The 18,056-nt window shown below is 69.3% G+C and carries 19 protein-coding genes; 17 read left to right on the plus strand and 2 right to left on the minus strand.

The genetic code is table 11. From position 1 onward, the window contains the following. Window positions 1–94: 94 nt before the first annotated feature. The 17 genes from rpmE (at window position 95) to AQJ64_RS41425 (ending at window position 15,420) form a co-directional block, all read left to right on the plus strand. A complete protein-coding gene (gene rpmE / locus AQJ64_RS41345) occupies window positions 95–319 on the plus strand; it encodes a 50S ribosomal protein L31 (protein WP_055632551.1) in 225 nt (74 codons plus the stop codon). 108 nt (window positions 320–427) lie between these two features. Continuing rightward, on the plus strand, window positions 428–1,504 hold the full coding sequence (gene prfA / locus AQJ64_RS41350; RefSeq protein ID WP_055632550.1) for a peptide chain release factor 1: 1,077 nt from the start codon (window positions 428–430) through the stop codon (window positions 1,502–1,504). A 39-nt stretch (window positions 1,505–1,543) separates the two neighbouring features. Then, window positions 1,544–2,389 (plus strand): peptide chain release factor N(5)-glutamine methyltransferase, encoded by an 846-nt coding sequence (prmC, locus tag AQJ64_RS41355; RefSeq protein ID WP_055632549.1) that lies wholly within the window; start codon window positions 1,544–1,546, stop codon window positions 2,387–2,389. A 52-nt stretch (window positions 2,390–2,441) separates the two neighbouring features. Beyond that, window positions 2,442–3,089, plus strand: coding sequence for an L-threonylcarbamoyladenylate synthase (locus tag AQJ64_RS41360; protein ID WP_055632548.1), 648 nt, complete (start codon window positions 2,442–2,444; stop codon window positions 3,087–3,089). Continuing rightward, the gene (locus tag AQJ64_RS41365; RefSeq protein ID WP_055632547.1) at window positions 3,086–3,766 is read left to right on the plus strand and encodes an arsenate reductase/protein-tyrosine-phosphatase family protein; all 681 of its coding nucleotides are present in this window, start codon (window positions 3,086–3,088) and stop codon (window positions 3,764–3,766) included. The genes AQJ64_RS41360 and AQJ64_RS41365 overlap by 4 nt, the downstream gene beginning before the upstream one ends. 168 nt (window positions 3,767–3,934) lie before the next feature. Continuing rightward, window positions 3,935–5,185 carry a serine hydroxymethyltransferase gene (locus AQJ64_RS41370; RefSeq protein WP_055635053.1) on the plus strand — a complete coding sequence of 417 codons (1,251 nt, stop codon included), beginning with the start codon at window positions 3,935–3,937 and terminating at the stop codon, window positions 5,183–5,185. 205 nt (window positions 5,186–5,390) lie between these two features. Beyond that, a complete protein-coding gene (locus tag AQJ64_RS41375; RefSeq protein ID WP_055635052.1) occupies window positions 5,391–6,692 on the plus strand; it encodes an MraY family glycosyltransferase in 1,302 nt (433 codons plus the stop codon). 311 nt (window positions 6,693–7,003) lie between these two features. Beyond that, window positions 7,004–7,459 carry a Cg1360 family ATP-synthase-associated protein gene (locus AQJ64_RS41380; RefSeq protein WP_055635051.1) on the plus strand — a complete coding sequence of 152 codons (456 nt, stop codon included), beginning with the start codon at window positions 7,004–7,006 and terminating at the stop codon, window positions 7,457–7,459. 225 nt (window positions 7,460–7,684) lie between these two features. Continuing rightward, the gene (atpB, locus tag AQJ64_RS41385; RefSeq protein WP_079062249.1) at window positions 7,685–8,506 is read left to right on the plus strand and encodes a F0F1 ATP synthase subunit A; all 822 of its coding nucleotides are present in this window, start codon (window positions 7,685–7,687) and stop codon (window positions 8,504–8,506) included. A 72-nt stretch (window positions 8,507–8,578) separates the two neighbouring features. After that, entirely contained in the window at window positions 8,579–8,830 is a 252-nt protein-coding gene (locus AQJ64_RS41390) for an ATP synthase subunit c family protein (protein WP_055635049.1), read from the plus strand. 36 nt (window positions 8,831–8,866) lie between these two features. Beyond that, a complete protein-coding gene (locus AQJ64_RS41395) occupies window positions 8,867–9,412 on the plus strand; it encodes a F0F1 ATP synthase subunit B (RefSeq protein ID WP_055635048.1) in 546 nt (181 codons plus the stop codon). Beyond that, window positions 9,409–10,224 (plus strand): F0F1 ATP synthase subunit delta, encoded by an 816-nt coding sequence (locus AQJ64_RS41400; RefSeq protein ID WP_055635047.1) that lies wholly within the window; start codon window positions 9,409–9,411, stop codon window positions 10,222–10,224. Before AQJ64_RS41395 ends, AQJ64_RS41400 begins: the two co-directional genes overlap by 4 nt. A gap of 146 nt (window positions 10,225–10,370) precedes the next feature. Continuing rightward, window positions 10,371–11,960 carry a F0F1 ATP synthase subunit alpha gene (gene atpA, locus AQJ64_RS41405; RefSeq protein ID WP_055635046.1) on the plus strand — a complete coding sequence of 530 codons (1,590 nt, stop codon included), beginning with the start codon at window positions 10,371–10,373 and terminating at the stop codon, window positions 11,958–11,960. A 21-nt stretch (window positions 11,961–11,981) separates the two neighbouring features. Then, entirely contained in the window at window positions 11,982–12,899 is a 918-nt protein-coding gene (locus AQJ64_RS41410; RefSeq protein ID WP_055635045.1) for a F0F1 ATP synthase subunit gamma, read from the plus strand. Continuing rightward, window positions 12,899–14,335: a F0F1 ATP synthase subunit beta gene (gene atpD / locus AQJ64_RS41415; protein WP_055635044.1), complete on the plus strand. Its 1,437-nt coding sequence runs from the start codon at window positions 12,899–12,901 to the stop codon at window positions 14,333–14,335. Before AQJ64_RS41410 ends, atpD begins: the two co-directional genes overlap by 1 nt. A gap of 118 nt (window positions 14,336–14,453) precedes the next feature. Further along, window positions 14,454–14,828 (plus strand): F0F1 ATP synthase subunit epsilon, encoded by a 375-nt coding sequence (locus AQJ64_RS41420; protein ID WP_055635043.1) that lies wholly within the window; start codon window positions 14,454–14,456, stop codon window positions 14,826–14,828. 145 nt (window positions 14,829–14,973) lie between these two features. Further along, complete coding sequence (locus AQJ64_RS41425) at window positions 14,974–15,420, plus strand: DUF2550 domain-containing protein (RefSeq protein WP_055635042.1); 447 nt, start codon at window positions 14,974–14,976, stop codon at window positions 15,418–15,420. Window positions 15,421–15,441: 21 nt separating this feature from the next. Here AQJ64_RS41425 and AQJ64_RS41430 read toward each other — a convergent pair whose 3' ends face one another. Together AQJ64_RS41430 and AQJ64_RS41435 are read right to left on the minus strand one after the other, a co-directional pair. Further along, window positions 15,442–17,262, minus strand: coding sequence for a glycoside hydrolase family 18 chitinase (locus AQJ64_RS41430; RefSeq protein WP_055635041.1), 1,821 nt, complete (start codon window positions 17,260–17,262; stop codon window positions 15,442–15,444). 128 nt (window positions 17,263–17,390) lie between these two features. Then, window positions 17,391–18,035, minus strand: coding sequence for a response regulator (locus tag AQJ64_RS41435; RefSeq protein WP_055635054.1), 645 nt, complete (start codon window positions 18,033–18,035; stop codon window positions 17,391–17,393). Window positions 18,036–18,056 lie beyond the last annotated feature (21 nt).

Below are 18,056 nucleotides of genomic sequence, written 5' to 3' on the forward strand. Positions count from 1 at the left end.
GCGCCAGTCCTGGCAGACTGGTACGTCGGCTCCGGTTCACGTTTGCCGTATCCCGCGGCAGCGACCCGGCGCCCTCCCGAAACTAGGAGACACCTTGAAGCGCGACATCCACCCCGAGTACGTCGAGACGCAGGTCAGCTGCACCTGCGGCGCGTCGTTCACCACCCGCAGCACGATCGGCAGCGGTGCCATCCGCGCCGACGTCTGCTCCGAGTGCCACCCGTTCTACACGGGCAAGCAGAAGATCCTCGACACCGGTGGCCGTGTGGCCCGCTTCGAGGCCCGCTTCGGCAAGGCTGCCGCCGGCTCCAAGAAGTAGCGAGCCCTTTTTCGCCGGTCCACGGCCGTGCCCCCGCCCGGGGTGCGCCGGGACCGGCGTTTTTGGTCGTTCGCCTTCATCCACGCCACAGCATTTCAGGAGCCCATCATGTTCGAGGCAGTCGAGGAGTTGGTCGGTGAGCACGCCGACCTGGAGAAGAAGCTCGCCGACCCGTCGGTCTTCGCCGACCAGGCCAACGCGCGCAAGCTGAACAAGCGCTACGCCGAGCTCACCCCGATCGTCGCCACGTACCGCTCCTGGAAGCAGACCGGCGACGACATCGAGACCGCGCGCGAGTTCGCGGCCGCCGACCCGGACTTCGCCGCCGAGGCCAAGGAACTCGACAAGCAGCGCGAGGAACTCACCGAGAAGCTGCGGCTGTTGCTCGTGCCCCGGGACCCGTCCGACGACAAGGACGTCATCCTGGAGATCAAGGCCGGCGCCGGCGGCGACGAGTCCGCCCTGTTCGCGGGCGACCTGCTGCGCATGTACCTGCGGTACGCCGAGCGCGTCGGCTGGAAGACCGAGATCATCGACGCCACCGAGTCCGAGCTGGGCGGCTACAAGGACGTCCAGGTCGCCGTGAAGACCAAGGGCGGCCAGGGCGCCACCGAGCCCGGCCAGGGCGTGTGGGCGCGGCTGAAGTACGAGGGCGGCGTGCACCGGGTGCAGCGCGTGCCGGCGACCGAGTCGCAGGGCCGGATCCACACCTCGGCGGCCGGTGTCCTGGTGACCCCCGAGGCGGAGGAGGTCGACGTCGAGATCAACCCCAACGATCTGCGCATCGACGTCTACCGCTCCTCCGGGCCCGGTGGCCAGTCCGTCAACACCACCGACTCCGCCGTGCGCATCACGCACATTCCCACCGGAGTCGTCGCCTCCTGCCAGAACGAGAAGAGCCAGTTGCAGAACAAGGAGCAGGCGATGCGTATCCTGCGCTCCAGGCTCCTCGCCGCGGCGCAGGAGGAGGCGGAGCGGGAGGCCGCCGACGCCCGCCGCAGCCAGGTCCGCACCGTCGACCGCTCCGAGAAGATCCGCACGTACAACTTCCCGGAGAACCGCCTCTCGGACCACCGCGTCGGCTTCAAGGCGTACAACCTGGACCAGGTCCTGGACGGCGACCTCGACGCGGTGATCCAGGCCTGTGTCGACGCGGACTCGGCCGCGAAGCTCGCCGCCGCGTAACAACGGCACGAACGAGTACCACCACCACGGAGGACTTGCGTGAACCTGCTGCTCTCGGAGGTGGCCCAGGCCACCCAGCGGCTGGCCGACGCCGGCGTGCCCTCGCCGCGCAACGACGCGGAGGAGCTCGCCGCGTTCGTGCACGGCGTGAAGCGCGGCGAGCTCCACTCCGTGAAGGACTCCGACTTCGACGCCCGCTACTGGGAGGTCATCGCCCGGCGTGAGCAGCGCGAGCCGCTCCAGCACATCACCGGGCGGGCCTACTTCCGCTATCTGGAACTCCAGGTCGGCCCCGGTGTCTTCGTGCCGCGTCCCGAGACCGAGTCGGTCGTCGGGTGGGCCATAGACGCCGTACGGGCCATGGACGTCGTGGAGCCGTGCATCGTCGACCTGTGCACCGGCTCCGGTGCCATCGCGCTCGCCCTCGCCCAGGAGGTGCCGCGCTCCAGCGTGCACGCCGTGGAGCTGTCCGAGGACGCCCTGGTGTGGACCCGCAAGAACATGGAGGGGTCCCGCGTCGACCTGCGCCAGGGCAACGCCCTGGACGCCTTCCGCGACCTCGACGGGCAGGTCGACCTGGTCGTCTCCAACCCGCCGTACATCCCGCTGACCGAATGGGAGTACGTCGCTCCCGAGGCGCGGGACTACGACCCGAACATGGCGCTGTTCTCCGGCGAGGACGGCCTCGATCTCATCCGCGGTCTGGAACGGACCGCGCACCGGCTCCTGCGCCCGGGCGGTGTCGTCGTCATCGAGCACGCCGACACCCAGGGCGGCCAGGTGCCGTGGATCTTCACCGAGGAGCGGGGCTGGGCCGACGCGGCCGACCACCCGGACCTCAACAACCGCCCTCGTTTCGCGACCGCCCGCCGGGCGATGCCGTGAACACCCACCTGACTTCTGTCCAGCAGTACGTGCACGAGGAGGCCCGCTAGACATGGCTCGGCGATACGACACCAACGACGCGACCGACCGTGTGACCGGTCTGCGCGAGGCCGCGTCCGCCGTCCGCCGGGGCGAGCTCGTGGTCCTTCCGACCGACACGGTGTACGGCATCGGCGCCGACGCGTTCTCCAAGGAGGCCGTGGGCGATCTGCTGGAGGCCAAGGGCCGGGGCCGCAACATGCCCACGCCCGTCCTCATCGGCTCCCCGAACACCCTGCACGGCCTGGTCACGGACTTCTCCGAGCTGGCCTGGGAGCTGGTCGACGCGTTCTGGCCGGGCGCGCTGACGCTCGTCGCCAAGCACCAGCCGTCCCTTCAGTGGGACCTGGGCGACACCCGGGGCACGGTCGCCGTGCGCATGCCGCTGCACCCGGTCGCCATCGAGCTGCTGACCGAGGTCGGCCCCATGGCGGTCTCCTCCGCCAACCTCACGGGACACCCGGCGCCGGAGAACTGCGACTACGCCCAGGAGATGCTCGGCGACTCCGTCTCCGTCTACCTCGACGGCGGCCCGACCCCCGGGAACGTCCCGTCCTCGATCGTCGACGTCAGCCGCGAGATCCCGCTGCTGCTGCGCGAGGGGGCGATCACGGCCGACGAGCTGAGGAAGGTCGTACCCGACCTCGAGGTGGCGAATTGACAGCCCCTGACGCGGGGCGTGGCATAGGCAACGGGGAACGCGCCGCGGAGATCACGACGACCTTCGTCGGACTTCCGCGCGACACCTTCCGCATCCTCCACGTCAGCACCGGCAATGTCTGCCGCTCACCCATCACCGAGCGGCTGACCCGGCATTTCCTGTCGCAGCGGCTCGGAGTGCTGGGCGGCGGGATGATCGTGGAGAGCGCGGGCACCTGGGGCCACGAGGGCGCGCCGATGGAGGCCAACGCGGAGACCGTGCTGGCCGACTTCGGCGCGGACCCCACCGGCTTCGTCGGCCGGGAGCTGCTCGACGAACACGTCATCATGGCCGACCTCGTGCTGACCGCGACCCGCGACCACCGCGCCCAGGTCATCTCCATGGGGCACTCCGCGGGCCTGCGCACCTTCACCCTGAAGGAGTTCACCCGCCTGGTGAACGCGATCGACCCCGCCACCCTCCCCCCGCTGGAGGAGGGAGTGGTCCGCCGGGCCCGCGCCCTGGTCCGCGCGGCCGCCGCCCTGCGCGGCTGGCTGCTGGCCCCCACCCTGGAGGCGGACGAGGTCTACGACCCCTACGGCGCGCCCCTGCCGTTCTTCCGCTCGATCGGCGACGAGATACATCAGGCCCTGGACCCGGTGGTGACGGCGCTGACGGGTGTGCCGGCGCGGACCTGAGGCCGGGCCGGGGCGGCCCGGTGGACGCCAGCGCGTCCGGGAACGGTCCCGGTGGTGACGGCGCTGACGGGTGTGCCGGCGCGGATGTGGCCGCAGCGGCGGGCGGGCGGGGGGTGCGGGGCGGGCCTACATTGGTCGTACGGCAGCGTCGACGTCCCGGAGTCCGTCATGTCGGTCACCCATGTATCTGCTGCGGCCGCCGATGCCGATGTGCTGCGGCGGCAGGATCCCGAGATGGCCGAGATCCTGCTCGGCGAGGCGACGCGGCAGGCGTCGACGCTCCAGCTGATCGCCGCCGAGAACTTCTGCTCCCCGGCCGTGCTGGCCGCGCTGGGCTCGGTGCTCGCCAACAAGTACGCCGAGGGGTATCCGGGCGCCCGGCACCACGGGGGCTGCGAGATCGTCGACGTCGCGGAGCGGCTCGCGGTGGAGCGGGCGAAGCGGCTGTTCGGGGCCGAGCACGCCAATGTGCAGTCCCATTCCGGGTCGTCCGCGGTGCTGGCCGCCTACGCGGCCCTGCTGAGGCCCGGTGACACCGTTCTCGCCCTCGGTCTGACCCACGGCGGTCATCTCACCCACGGCTCGCCCGCGAACTTCTCCGGGCGCTGGTTCGACTTCGTGCCGTACGGGGTGGACGCGGAGACCGGGCTGATCGACCACAAGCAGGTGCGGACGCTGGCCCGCAGCCATCGGCCCAAGGCGATCGTGTGCGGCTCGATCTCCTACCCGCGCCATGTCGACCACGCCTTCTTCCGCGCCGTCGCAGACGAGGTGGGCGCCTATCTCATCGCCGACGCCGCCCACCCCATCGGGCTGGTCGCCGGGGGAGCGGCGCCCTCTCCGGTGCCGTACGCCGACATCGTCTGCGCCACCACCCACAAGGTGCTGCGGGGCCCGCGCGGCGGGATGCTGCTGTGCGGCGGCGAGCTGGCGGAGCGGGTCGACCGGGCCGTGTTCCCGTTCACCCAGGCCGGCGCGCAGATGCACACGATCGCCGCGAAGGCGGTCGCGTTCGGCGAGGCGTCGACCGAGGCGTTCGCGGCGTACGCCCATCAGGTGGTCGCCAACGCGAGGGTGCTCGCGGCCCGGCTGGCGGAGGAGGGGCTGGCCGTGACGACCGGCGGCACCGACACCCACCTCATCACCTTCGACCCGGCGCCCCTGGGCGTCGAGGGGCGCTCCGCGCGCGGGCTGCTCGCGGCCGCCGGGATCGTCCTGGACTGCTGTGCGCTGCCCCATGCCGACGTGCGCGGCCTCCGGCTCGGTACGGCCGCGGTGACCACGCAGGGCATGCGGGAGGAGGAGATGGCGGGCGTCGGGGCGCTGATCGCGGGCGTGCTGCGCGGCCGGGTCGAGGCCAAGCGGGCCCGCGAGGAGGTCCGGGAACTGGCCGCGGCCTTCCCGCCGTATCCCGGGTGAGGGGCGCGCGGATCCGGCCAACTTCGCGCGTACCGGCGGGGAAACCGGGTACGCGCGCTGTCACAAAACGCCCCCGTGCACCCACGCACACAGCCGCACGTGCAACCATCGTCGCTACCCGGAAGTCCCCACACATATGCGCCGTGTGTGAGTCGATCGCTAGGGTGTGGGGCTGAGATGGCCAGCGAGACCTGTGGGGAAGCCTGTGCGTGAATACCTGCTGACGCTCTGCATCACGGCCGCGGTGACGTATCTGCTGACCGGGCCGGTACGGAAGTTCGCGATCGTGGCAGGCGCGATGCCGGAGATCAGGGCCCGTGACGTGCACCGGGAACCCACTCCGCGGCTCGGCGGGATCGCCATGTTCTTCGGGCTGTGCGCGGGGCTGCTGGTCGCGGACCATCTCACCAACCTCAACGGGGTCTTCGAGAAGTCGAACGAGCCGCGCGCCCTGCTCTCGGGGGCCGCGCTGATCTGGCTGATCGGCGTCCTGGACGACAAGTTCGAGATCGACGCGCTGCTGAAGCTGGGCGGCCAGATGATCGCCGCGGGCGTGATGGTCATGCAGGGTCTGACGATCCTGTGGCTGCCGATCCCGACGGTCGGCACGGTCGCGCTGACCCAGTGGCAGGGCACCCTGCTGACGGTGGCGCTGGTGGTGATCACCATCAACGCGGTCAACTTCGTGGACGGCCTCGACGGTCTCGCGGCCGGCATGGTGTGCATCGCCGCCGCCGCGTTCTTCATGTACACGTACCGGATCTGGTACTCGTACGGCATCGAGGCCGCCGCCCCCGCGACCCTGTTCGCGGCCATCCTGATGGGCATGTGCCTGGGCTTCCTGCCGCACAACATGCACCCCGCGCGGATCTTCATGGGCGACTCGGGCTCGATGCTGATCGGCCTGGTGCTGGCGGCGGGTGCCATCTCCGTCACGGGCAACGTCGACCCGGACAACCTGTTCGGCGGCTCCGAGCGCTCCACCGTGCACCAGATGGTGCCGGTCTACATCCCGCTGCTGATGCCGCTGACGATCATCGCGATCCCGGCCGCCGACCTGATCCTGGCGATCGTGCGCCGCACCTGGCGCGGCCAGTCGCCGTTCGCCGCGGACCGCGGGCATCTGCACCACCGGCTGCTGGAGATCGGCCACTCGCACAGCCGGGCGGTGCTGATCATGTACTTCTGGTCGGGGCTGATCGCGTTCGGCGCGCTCGGCTACTCCGTCAACGCGGCCTCCATGTGGATCGTCCTCGGTGTGGTGTTCCTCAGCGCGCTCGGGCTGGTGCTGCTCCTGCTGCCGCGGTTCACCCCGCGTGCCCCGCGCTGGGCGGAGGCCTTCGTGCCGCCGCGCTACCGCCGCCGCCGGTCCGCCGAACTGGCCGCGGAGGCCGCGCTGGCCGCCGCCGAGGGGGCCGAGCCGCAGCCGCGTACGCCTGTGGCGGTCGGGGTCTCCGGGGTCAACGGAGCGACCGCCGTGGGCTCTCGTTCGCGGTCGGCAAGGTAAGAATCTGACTAGAGCATTGCCAAGTCGTGGGGGAAGCGGGCGAGGGCAAAGGTGCCCAATACCAGACAACTCGGCGCCGTTTCCGCGCAGACGCGCGCTGTCACTCTCATGTGTGACAGCAGGCACACCATCCAGGTAAAGACCTCATCAAATAGTTTGTGATACGGTTCACGAGAACCCCGGACACAGCCGAAGGACCGTAGTGCGACGGCCCCTTGGCGCGAGGTAGGCGTGAGGTCTTTCGCCCCTCGAACCGGGACTACGCTCGTCCATGACGACACCCTGCCCCCTTTGAAAGCGGAGTTGCCGCCATGCCGTCCAACGACGTCCGGATCCTGGCTCAGGCCGCCGTGCCCACAGCTGCCGCCGGCGCGATCGCAGCCGTCGTCAGCGGCCTGGTCGCGGGCGGCAAGGGGGCCATCGGCGCCGTCGTCGGCACGGTCATCGTGATCGCCTTCATGGGGATCGGCCTCTACGTCCTGCAGCGCACCGCCAGGTCGCTTCCGCAGCTGTTCCAGATGATGGGCCTGATGCTCTACGCGGCGCAGATCCTGCTGCTGTTCATCTTCATGGCCGCGTTCAAGAACACGACGCTGTTCAACCCCCGGGCCTTCGCCGTCACGCTCGTCGTCGCCACGATCGCCTGGATCGCCGCGCAGACCCGTGCGCACATGAAGGCCAAGATCCTTTACGTCGAACCCGATTCGGCCTCCTCCTCGAGTTCCTCGAAGGGCGAGAAGCCCGAAAAATCGGGGCACTCGTCGTGAGGGGTAGGGCCGGGATAAAGACGTCTGAGATCTCCTGCTATCGTCCGGTGCCAACTGCGGCATCGCGGGCGCGGGCATCCCAGCTGACGCCTGCTCAAGCGCGAGGCGAGATGCCCCACAGCCGCCCTCACATCCGAAACACCAGTCCCGTGCCGAAACGCGGCCTCACGCCGCGCCGACACAACGAGGTTGCCGTACCTATGCGCCACGACGAAGGAGCCCGCGGTGAGTGCTGACCCGACGCAGGTGCTCGCTTTCGAGACCGACTGCCACCTGTTCGACGGTTGTGGCTTCCCGGCTCCGGGCCTGCACTCGTTCCTGTTCGAGCCGCTCTTCGGCGACGCGGACGGCAACTCGTACTTCAACAAGACGATGCTGCTGGCGCTGCTCGGCTCCATCATCATCGTCGGCTTCTTCTGGGCCGCCTTCGCCAAGCCGAAGGTCGTCCCCGGCAAGCTCCAGATGGTCGCCGAGGCCGGCTACGACTTCGTCCGCCGCGGCGTCGTCTACGAGACCATCGGCAAGAAGGAAGGCGAGAAGTACGTCCCGCTCGTCGTCTCGCTCTTCTTCTTCGTCTGGATGATGAACCTCTGGTCGATCATCCCCGTGGCCCAGTTCCCGGTCACCGCGATCATCTCCTACCCCGCGGTCCTGGCCGGCATCGTCTACATCCTGTGGGTCTCGCTGACCTTCAAGCGCCAGGGCTTCGTCGGCGCCTGGAAGAACTTCACCGGCTACGACAAGTCCCTCGGCGCGGTCCTCCCGCTGTCGATGACGATCGAGCTGTTCTCGAACCTGCTCGTGCGGCCCTTCACCCACGCCGTCCGACTCTTCGCGAACATGTTCGCCGGGCACACCCTCCTGCTGCTCTTCACGATCGCCAGCTGGTACATGCTGAACGGCATCGGCATCGCCTACTCCGCCGTCTCGTTCGTGATGGTCCTCGTGATGACGGCCTTCGAGCTCTTCATCCAGGCGGTGCAGGCGTACGTCTTCGTCCTGCTGACCTGCAGCTTCATCCAGGGCGCGCTCGCCGAGCACCACTGAGCCAGCCCGACCCCCATCCAGACATCCGGTGGCCAACCCCCACCGGTCATTGAAAGAGAAGGAATAACCGGCATGTCCGCTCTCTCGCAGGCCACCCTCGCCGCCGTCGAAATCAAGGGCAACCTCGGCTCGATCGGTTACGGCCTCGCCGCGATCGGCCCGGGCGTCGGCGTCGGCATCATCTTCGGTAACGGCACCCAGGCGCTCGCCCGTCAGCCCGAGGCTGCCGGTCTGATCCGTGCCAACCAGATCCTCGGCTTCGCCTTCTGTGAGGCGCTCGCCCTCATCGGTCTGGTCATGCCGTTCGTCTACCCGACCTCCTGATCCGTCGGACCGCCCCTTTCGACGAAAGGCACTGATATGAGCCCCCTGGTTCAGCTGGCGGCTGAGGAAGCGGAAAACCCGCTCATCCCGCCGATTCCGGAGCTCGTGATCGGCCTGATCGCCTTCGTCATCGTCTTCGGCTTCCTCGCCAAGAAGCTCCTTCCGAACATCAACAAGGTTCTGGAAGAGCGTCGCGAGCAGATCGAGGGCGGTATCGAGAAGGCCGAGGCCGCTCAGACCGAGGCCCAGAGCGTGCTCGAGCAGTACAAGGCTCAGCTCGCCGAGGCCCGCCACGAGGCCGCGCGCCTGCGCCAGGAGGCTCAGGAGCAGGGCGCCACGCTCATCGCCGAGATGCGCGCGGAAGGCCAGCGGCAGCGCGAGGAGATCGTCGCCGCCGGTCACGCCCAGATCGAGGCCGACCGCAAGGCCGCCGCGTCCGCGCTGCGTCAGGACGTCGGCAAGCTCGCCACCGAACTGGCCGGCAAGCTCGTCGGCGAGTCCCTCGAGGACCACGCCCGCCAGAGCCGCGTCATCGACCGCTTCCTCGACGAGCTCGAGGAGAAGGCCGAGGCGTCGCGATGAACGGAGCGAGCCGCGAGGCCCTGGCAGCCGCACGTGAGCGTCTCGACGCGCTGACGGACTCCACGTCCGTGGACGCGGGCAGCCTCGCCGCCGAGCTGGCGGCCGTCACCGCGCTGCTCGACCGTGAGGTGTCGCTGCGTCGGGTCCTCACCGACCCGGCGCAGGCCGGTGAGGCCAAGGCCGAGCTCGCCAAGCGCCTGCTCGGCGGCCAGGTCAGCGGCACCGCCGCCGACCTGGTGGCCGGTCTGGTGCGCTCCCGCTGGTCGCAGTCGCGCGACCTGGTGGACGCGCTGGAGCAGCTGGCGGACATCGCCGACCTCACCGCCGCGCAGAAGGCCGGCGCGCTCGACGACGTCGAGGACGAGCTGTTCCGCTTCGGGCGGATCGTCTCCTCCAGCACCGAGCTGCGCGCCGCGCTGACCGACCGGAAGGCCACCGCCTCGGCCAAGGGCGAGCTGCTCGGCAGCCTGCTCGGCAGCCGTGCCGACGCGGCCACCGTTCGGCTGGTGACGCGCCTGGTGACCGCTCCGCGTGGACGTAGCCTGGAAGCGGGACTCGAGTCCCTGTCCAAGCTCGCCGCCGAGCGCCGCGACCGCGTCGTGGCCGTCGTCACGTCGGCCGTGCCGCTGAGCGACCCGCAGAAGCGACGCCTCGGCGCCGCCCTCGCGAAGCTCTACGGGCGCCAGATGCACCTCAACCTCGACGTCGACCCCGATGTCGTCGGCGGGATCCGGGTGCAGGTCGGCGACGAGGTGATCAACGGCTCGCTCGCGGACCGACTCGAGGACGCCGCCCGCCGCATGGCGAGCTGACAGCAACGCAACAACGCAGCAGTACGTACGCAAGCGGCCCGGGTTGGGCCGTGCAGAGGATTCACCTCTTTCAGGGGGGAGTCCGGGAGTTTAGGCATCCCCCCAAAGTGAAACTTCGGGCCCAACAAGGAGAGCAGGGAACCCAGATGGCGGAGCTCACGATCCGGCCGGAGGAGATCCGGGACGCGCTGGAGAACTTCGTCCAGTCGTACAAGCCGGACGCGGCCTCGCGCGAGGAGGTCGGTACGGTCACCCTTGCCGGCGACGGCATCGCGAAGGTCGAGGGTCTCCCCTCGGCCATGGCCAACGAACTGCTGAAGTTCGAGGACGGCACCCTCGGCCTCGCGCTCAACCTCGAAGAGCGCGAGATCGGTGCCGTCGTCCTCGGTGAGTTCAGCGGCATCGAGGAGGGGCAGCCGGTCACCCGTACCGGCGAGGTCCTCTCCGTCGCGGTGGGCGAGGGCTACCTCGGCCGCGTCGTCGACCCGCTCGGCAACCCGATCGACGGCCTCGGCGAGATCGAGACGTCCGGCCGCCGCGCCCTGGAGCTCCAGGCTCCGGGCGTCATGGCCCGTAAGTCGGTGCACGAGCCGATGGAGACCGGCTACAAGGCCGTCGACGCGATGACCCCGATCGGCCGTGGCCAGCGTCAGCTGATCATCGGTGACCGCCAGACCGGCAAGACCGCCCTGGCCGTCGACACGATCATCAACCAGCGCGACAACTGGCGCTCCGGTGACGTGAACAAGCAGGTCCGCTGCGTCTACGTCGCCATCGGCCAGAAGGGCTCGACCATCGCCTCCGTGCGTGGCGCCCTCCAGGAGGCCGGCGCGCTGGAGTACACGACCATCGTCGCCGCCCCCGCGTCCGACCCGGCCGGCTTCAAGTACCTGGCGCCGTACACCGGCTCGGCCATCGGCCAGCAGTGGATGTACGAGGGCAAGCACGTCCTGATCATCTTCGACGACCTGTCGAAGCAGGCCGACGCCTACCGCGCCGTGTCGCTGCTGCTGCGCCGCCCGCCGGGCCGCGAGGCCTACCCGGGCGACGTCTTCTACCTGCACTCCCGCCTGCTGGAGCGCTGCGCGAAGCTCTCCGACGAGCTGGGCAAGGGCTCGATGACCGGTCTGCCGATCGTCGAGACCAAGGCCAACGACGTCTCGGCGTTCATCCCGACCAACGTCATCTCCATCACCGACGGCCAGTGCTTCCTGGAGTCGGACCTGTTCAACGCCGGTCAGCGCCCCGCGCTGAACGTCGGTATCTCCGTCTCCCGAGTCGGTGGTTCCGCGCAGCACAAGGCGATGAAGCAGGTCTCCGGCCGCCTCCGCCTCGACCTCGCCCAGTACCGTGAGCTGGAGGCGTTCGCCGCCTTCGGTTCCGACCTGGACGCCGCGTCGAAGGCGCAGCTGGAGCGCGGTCAGCGCCTGGTCGAGCTGCTCAAGCAGGCTCAGTACCAGCCGATGCCGACCGAGGACCAGGTCGTCTCCGTGTGGGCCGGTACCACCGGCAAGATGGACGACGTCCCGGTCGTCGACGTCCGCCGCTTCGAGAAGGAGCTGCTGGAGTACCTGCACCGCCAGGAGCAGGGCCTCATGACCTCCATCAAGGAGGGCGGCAAGATGTCGGACGACACCCTCACCGCTGTTGCCGACGCCATCGCCGACTTCAAGAAGCAGTTCGAGACCTCGGACGGCAAGCTTCTCGGCGAGGACGCCCCGGCCGCGGCCAAGTGACGTAAGGAAGGGACCTGACTCATGGGAGCTCAGCTCCGGGTCTACAAGCGTCGCATCCGATCCGTCACCGCGACCAAGAAGATCACCAAGGCGATGGAGATGATCGCCGCCTCGCGCGTCGTCAAGGCGCAGCGCAAGGTGGCGGCCTCCACGCCGTACGCGACCGAGCTCACCCGCGCGGTCACGGCGGTGGGCACCGGCTCGAACACGAAGCACCCGCTGACCACGCAGGCCGAGACGGTCGTGCGGTCCGCGGTGCTGCTCCTGACGAGCGACCGTGGTCTCGCCGGCGCCTTCAACTCCAACGCCATCAAGGCCGCGGAGCAGCTGACGGCGCGCCTCGAGGCCGAGGGCAAGCAGGTCGACACGTACATCGTCGGCCGGCGTGGTCTCGCGCACTACAACTTCCGTGAGCGCAAGGTCGCGGAGTCGTGGTCGGGCTTCACGGACGAGCCGACGTACGCGGACGCCAAGACGGTCGCGGCGCCCCTGATCGAGGCCATCGAGAAGGACACGGCGGACGGCGGCGTGGACGAGATCCACATCGTCTTCACCGAGTTCGTCTCGATGATGACGCAGACGGCGCTCGACGACCGTCTGCTGCCGCTCAGCCTCGACGAGGTGGCGAAGGAGGCGAAGCCGGCGGGCGAGATCCTTCCGCTCTACGACTTCGAGCCCTCGGCGGAGGACGTCCTCGACGCCCTTCTGCCGCGCTACGTGGAGAGCCGCGTCTACAACGCTCTCCTCCAGTCGGCAGCCTCGAAGCACGCCGCCACGCGGCGCGCGATGAAGTCGGCGACCGACAACGCCGGAGAGCTCATCGAGACGCTCTCCCGCCTTGCCAACGCGGCCCGCCAGGCCGAAATCACCCAGGAAATCAGCGAGATCGTCGGTGGCTCCGCAGCCCTGGCCGACGCGACCGCGGGGAGTGACAGGTAATGACGACGACAGTTGAGACGGCCGTTGCCACGGGCCGCGTCGCCCGGGTCATCGGCCCGGTCGTCGACGTGGAATTCCCCGTCGACGCCATGCCGGAGATCTACAACGCCCTTCACGTCGAGGTCGCCGACCCGGCGAGCGAGGGCGAGAAGAAGACGCTGACCCTCGAGGTCGCCCAGCACCTGGGTGACGGCCTGGTCCGCACGATCTCGATGCAGCCCACCGACGGTCTGGTCCGCCAGGCCCCGGTCACCGACACCGGCACGGGCATCACCGTCCCGGTCGGCGACTTCACCAAGGGCAAGGTGTTCAACACCCTCGGTGAGGTGCTGAACGTCGACGAGAAGTACGAGGGCGAGCGCTGGTCCATCCACCGCAAGGCCCCGAACTTCGACGAGCTCGAGTCGAAGACCGAGATGTTCGAGACCGGCGTCAAGGTCATCGACCTTCTCACCCCGTACGTCAAGGGTGGAAAGATCGGTCTGTTCGGCGGTGCCGGTGTCGGCAAGACGGTGCTCATCCAGGAGATGATCTACCGCGTCGCCAACAACCACGACGGTGTCTCCGTGTTCGCCGGTGTCGGTGAGCGCACCCGTGAGGGCAACGACCTCATCGAGGAGATGGCCGACTCGGGCGTCATCGACAAGACCGCGCTGGTCTTCGGCCAGATGGACGAGCCCCCGGGCACCCGTCTGCGCGTGGCCCTCGCGGGTCTGACCATGGCGGAGTACTTCCGCGATGTGCAGAAGCAGGACGTGCTGTTCTTCATCGACAACATCTTCCGCTTCACGCAGGCCGGTTCCGAGGTGTCGACCCTGCTCGGCCGTATGCCCTCCGCGGTGGGCTACCAGCCGAACCTGGCCGACGAGATGGGTCTCCTCCAGGAGCGCATCACCTCGACCCGTGGTCACTCGATCACCTCGATGCAGGCGATCTACGTCCCCGCGGACGACCTGACCGACCCGGCCCCGGCCACCACCTTCGCCCACCTCGACGCGACGACGGTGCTCTCCCGTCCGATCTCGGAGAAGGGCATCTACCCGGCCGTGGACCCGCTGGACTCCACGTCCCGCATCCTGGACCCGCGCTACATCGCGGCGGACCACTACAACACCGCGATGCGCGTCAAGACGGTCCTCCAGAAGTACAAGGACCTCCAGGACATCATCGCGATCCTCGGTATCGACGAGCTCGGCGAGGAGGACAAGCTCACCGTCCACCGCGCCCGTCGGGTGGAGCGCTTCCTGTCCCAGAACACCCACGTCGCCAAGCAGTTCACCGGCGTCGACGGTTCGGACGTGCCGCTGGACGAGTCGATCACCGCGTTCAACGCGATCATCGACGGTGAGTACGACCACTTCCCGGAGCAGGCGTTCTTCCTGTGCGGTGGCATCGAGGACCTCAAGGCCAACGCCAAGGAGCTGGGCGTCTCCTGATCTCGGACTGCCCGAGAACGTGTGAGGGGGCGGGCGCGTCCCGCCCCCTCATCCACGCCCACTAGACTTAGTAACCAACACCCGGCAGATCCGCCGGGTGGTGACCCGAGGAGCCACCTTGGCTGCTGAGCTGCACGTCGCGCTGGTCGCGGCCGACCGAGAGGTCTGGTCCGGCGAGGCCACCCTGGTCGTCGCGCGCACCACGTCCGGCGACATCGGCGTCATGCCCGGTCACCAGCCGCTGCTCGGTGTGCTGGAGTCGGGCCCGGTGACCATCCGTACGAGTGAGGGCGGGACGGTCGTCGCCGCGGTGCACGGCGGTTTCATCTCGTTCGCGGACAACAAGCTGTCGCTGCTGGCCGAGACCGCCGAGCTGTCGGACGAGATCGACGTCCAGCGCGAGGAGCGCGAGCTCGAGCGCGCGCAGGCGGAGGGCGACGCCATCGCCGAACGCCGTGCGGACGTACGACTGCGTGCGGCGGCCACGCGCTGACAACCCGGCGCGGAGCTGTATGACGTCACTCAGCCGCGGTCGGCACCGGAGCAATCCGGAGCCGACCGCGGCTGAGGCAGATATGGATGTTTTTTCCGTTCCGTTACCTATTTTCGGTACCTAGGAGACGAGGAGGTCGGTGTCGATGGTCCTCGCTCTGACTGTGTGCGGAATCGTCGTGGCCCTGGTGGTGCTGGGGCTGTTCGTCTTCGGTCTGCGCCGCAGACTCATCCAGCGCTCCGGTGGCACCTTCGACTGTTCCCTGCGCTGGGACGTCCCCGAGAAACCGGACACCAGCGGCAAGGGCTGGAGCTACGGCGTCGCCCGCTACAACGGCGACCGCATCGAGTGGTACCGCGTCTTCTCGTACGCCTATCGGCCCCGCCGCGTCCTGGAGCGCGCCTCGATCGAGGTGGCCGGCCGCCGGCTCCCCGAGGGCGAGGAGGAGCTGGCGCTGCTGTCCGACGCGGTGATCCTCGCCTGCTCCCACCAGGGCATCCGACTGGAACTGGCCATGAGCGAAGACGCGCTGACCGGTTTCCTCGCGTGGCTGGAGGCAGCCCCGCCCGGTCAGCGCGTCAATGTCGCGTAGCCGTCGCTCTACAGGTTGTTGCTACAGGTTGTTGCTGATGGCGCTCACCAGCTCTCCGTTGCTGGTGTCTCCGCTGAACTCCCAGAAGAACGCGCCGCCGAGCCCCTGGTTCCTGGCCCAGGTCATCTTCCCCGCGATGGTGGCCGGGGTGTCGTAGGACCACCAGTTGCTGCCGCAGTGCGCGTAGGCCGTGCCGGCGATCGTGCCGGTGGCCGGACAGGACGTCTTGAGGACCTTGTAGTCCTCGATGCCCTGCTCGTAGGTGCCCGCCGCGGCGCCCGTGGCGGTGCCGCCCGGGGCGTCCTGGGTGACCCCGGTCCAGCCGCGGCCGTAGAAGCCGATGCCGATGAGCAGCTTGTTCGCGGGGACGCCCTTCGCCTTGAACTTGGCCATCGCGTCGGCGGTGGTGAACCCGGCCGTCGGGATGCCGCTGTACGAGGTGAGCGGGGAGTGCGGGGCGGTCGGGCCCTGGGCGGCCCAGGCGCCGAAGAAGTCGTACGTCATCACGTTGTACCAGTCGACGTACTGTGCGGCGCCCGCGTAGTCGGCGGCGTCGATCTTGCCGCCGGAGGAGCCGTCGGCCGTGGTGGCCGCGGTGACCAGGTTGCCCGTGCCGAACTTGGCGCGCAGGGCCTGCATGAGGTTCCTGTAGGCCGCCGCCCCGCTGGTGTCGCAGGACAGACCGCAGGCGTTCGGGTACTCCCAGTCGATGTCGATGCCGTCGAAGACATCGGCCCAGCGCGGGTCCTCGACCAGGTTGTAGCAGGACTGGGCGAAGGCCGTGGGGTTGGCCGCCGCCTGGGCGAAGCCGCCGGACCAGGTCCAGCCGCCGAAGGACCACAGCACCTTGATGTTCGGGTACTTCGCCTTCAGCTGCCGCAGCTGGTTGAAGTTGCCGCGCAGCGGCTGGTCCCAGGTGTCGGCGACGCCGCTGACCGACTGGTCGGCGGTGAAGGCCTTGTCGTAGTCGGCGTAGGAGTCACCGATCGCGCACTGTCCGTTGGTGACGTTGCCGAAGGCGTAGTTGATGTGGGTGATCTTCGCGGCCGAGCCCGAGGTGACCAGGTTCTTGACGTTGTAGTTGCGGCCGTAGATGCCCCACTCGGTGAAGTAGCCGAGCTTGACCTTGGAGCCGGTGGTCGGGGGAGGGGTGGTGCCGCCCGTGGTGTGCACGGCGACCGCGGCGCTGACCGGTCCGGTCTGGCCGGCGGTGTCGCGGGCCTGGACCGTGTAGGAGTAGTCGGTGCCGGCGGTGAGACCCGTGTCGGTGTACGACGTCGTCGTCACCGTGGCGACCTTGGTGCCGTCGCGCAGGACGTCGTAGTTCTTGACGCCCTTGTCGTCGGTGGCGGCGGACCAGGCCAGCTTCACCGAGGTGTCCGTGACGCCGGAGGCGGTGGGGGTGCCGGGCGCGGACGGGGAGGCGTCGCCCGGCACCGTCGTACCGTCACAACTGTCGTTGTTCAGCTTGCAGTTGGACGGGGAGCCGGAGCCCGCGCCGTTGAAGCCGAAGGACACCGAGGCGCCGGGGGCGAGGGAGCCGTTGTAGGACTTGTTCCTGGCGGTCCAGTGGGTGCCGGAGGAGGTGACGTCGGCGTCCCAGGCGGAGGTGACGGACGTGCCGGAGGGGAAGTCCCACTCCACGGTCCAGGAGCTGATGGTGGTGGTGCCGGTGTTCTTCACCGTCCACTTGCCCTCGAAGCCGGTGCCCCAGTCCTGGGTCTTGGCGTAGGTCGCCGTCGCCGTGGTCGCGGCCTGGGCGGGGCTCGCGAGGCCCACCAGTCCGGCCAGGGGGAGCAACAGGGTCGCGAACCCTGCCGCGGCTCTGTGTCTGAAGCGCATGCTGCGCCTCCTATGGGGAGTTGGGGGGCGTGACTGAGCCTTCACACCCACGGTGCCGCGAGAATAGAAAGGTCTGGACCACGGGTCAATAGGTCTGGACCACTCCCGTATACAACTGCCGGCTACGGCTACTGGATCCCCAACTCCTGTGCCAGCACGGCCGCTTGGACCCGGCTGCGCAGCCCCAGCTTCCCCAGCAGCCGGCTCACATGGGTCTTGACCGTCGCCTCCGCCATGTCCAGCCGCTCGGCGATCCCCGCGTTGGACAGCCCCTCCCCGAGACAGCCCAGCACCTCGCGCTCCCGCCGGGTGAGCGCCTCCAGCACGGCCGGGTCGGCGGCCGGTTCCCGCACCGGCCGGGCCGCGAACTCCGCGATCAGCCGGCGGGTCACGGCCGGGGCGATCAGCCCCTCGCCGCCGGCCACCGTACGGACCGCCGCCAGCAGCTCCCGCGCCTCCGTGTTCTTCAGCAGAAACCCGGCCGCCCCCGCCCGGAGCGCCCCGAACACATAGGCGTCGAGGTCGAAGGTGGTCAGCACCAGGACGTCCGCCAGCCTCTCCGCGACCACCTGACGGGTCGCCGCCACCCCGTCCAGCCGCGGCATCTGCACATCCATCAGCACCACGTCCGGCCGCAGCTCCCGGGCCAGCGCCACCGCCCGCTCCCCGTCCGCCGCCTCGCCGACCACCTCGATGTCGGGCGCGCTGCGCAGGATGAGGACCAGCCCCGCGCGCACGGCGGACTGGTCCTCGGCGACGAGGACGCGGATCACGGGCGGTGTCGCTGCGGGCGT

Origin of the sequence: Streptomyces griseoruber, from assembly GCF_001514205.1 — a bacterium.
Taxonomy (GTDB): Bacteria; Actinomycetota; Actinomycetes; order Streptomycetales; family Streptomycetaceae; genus Streptomyces; species Streptomyces griseoruber.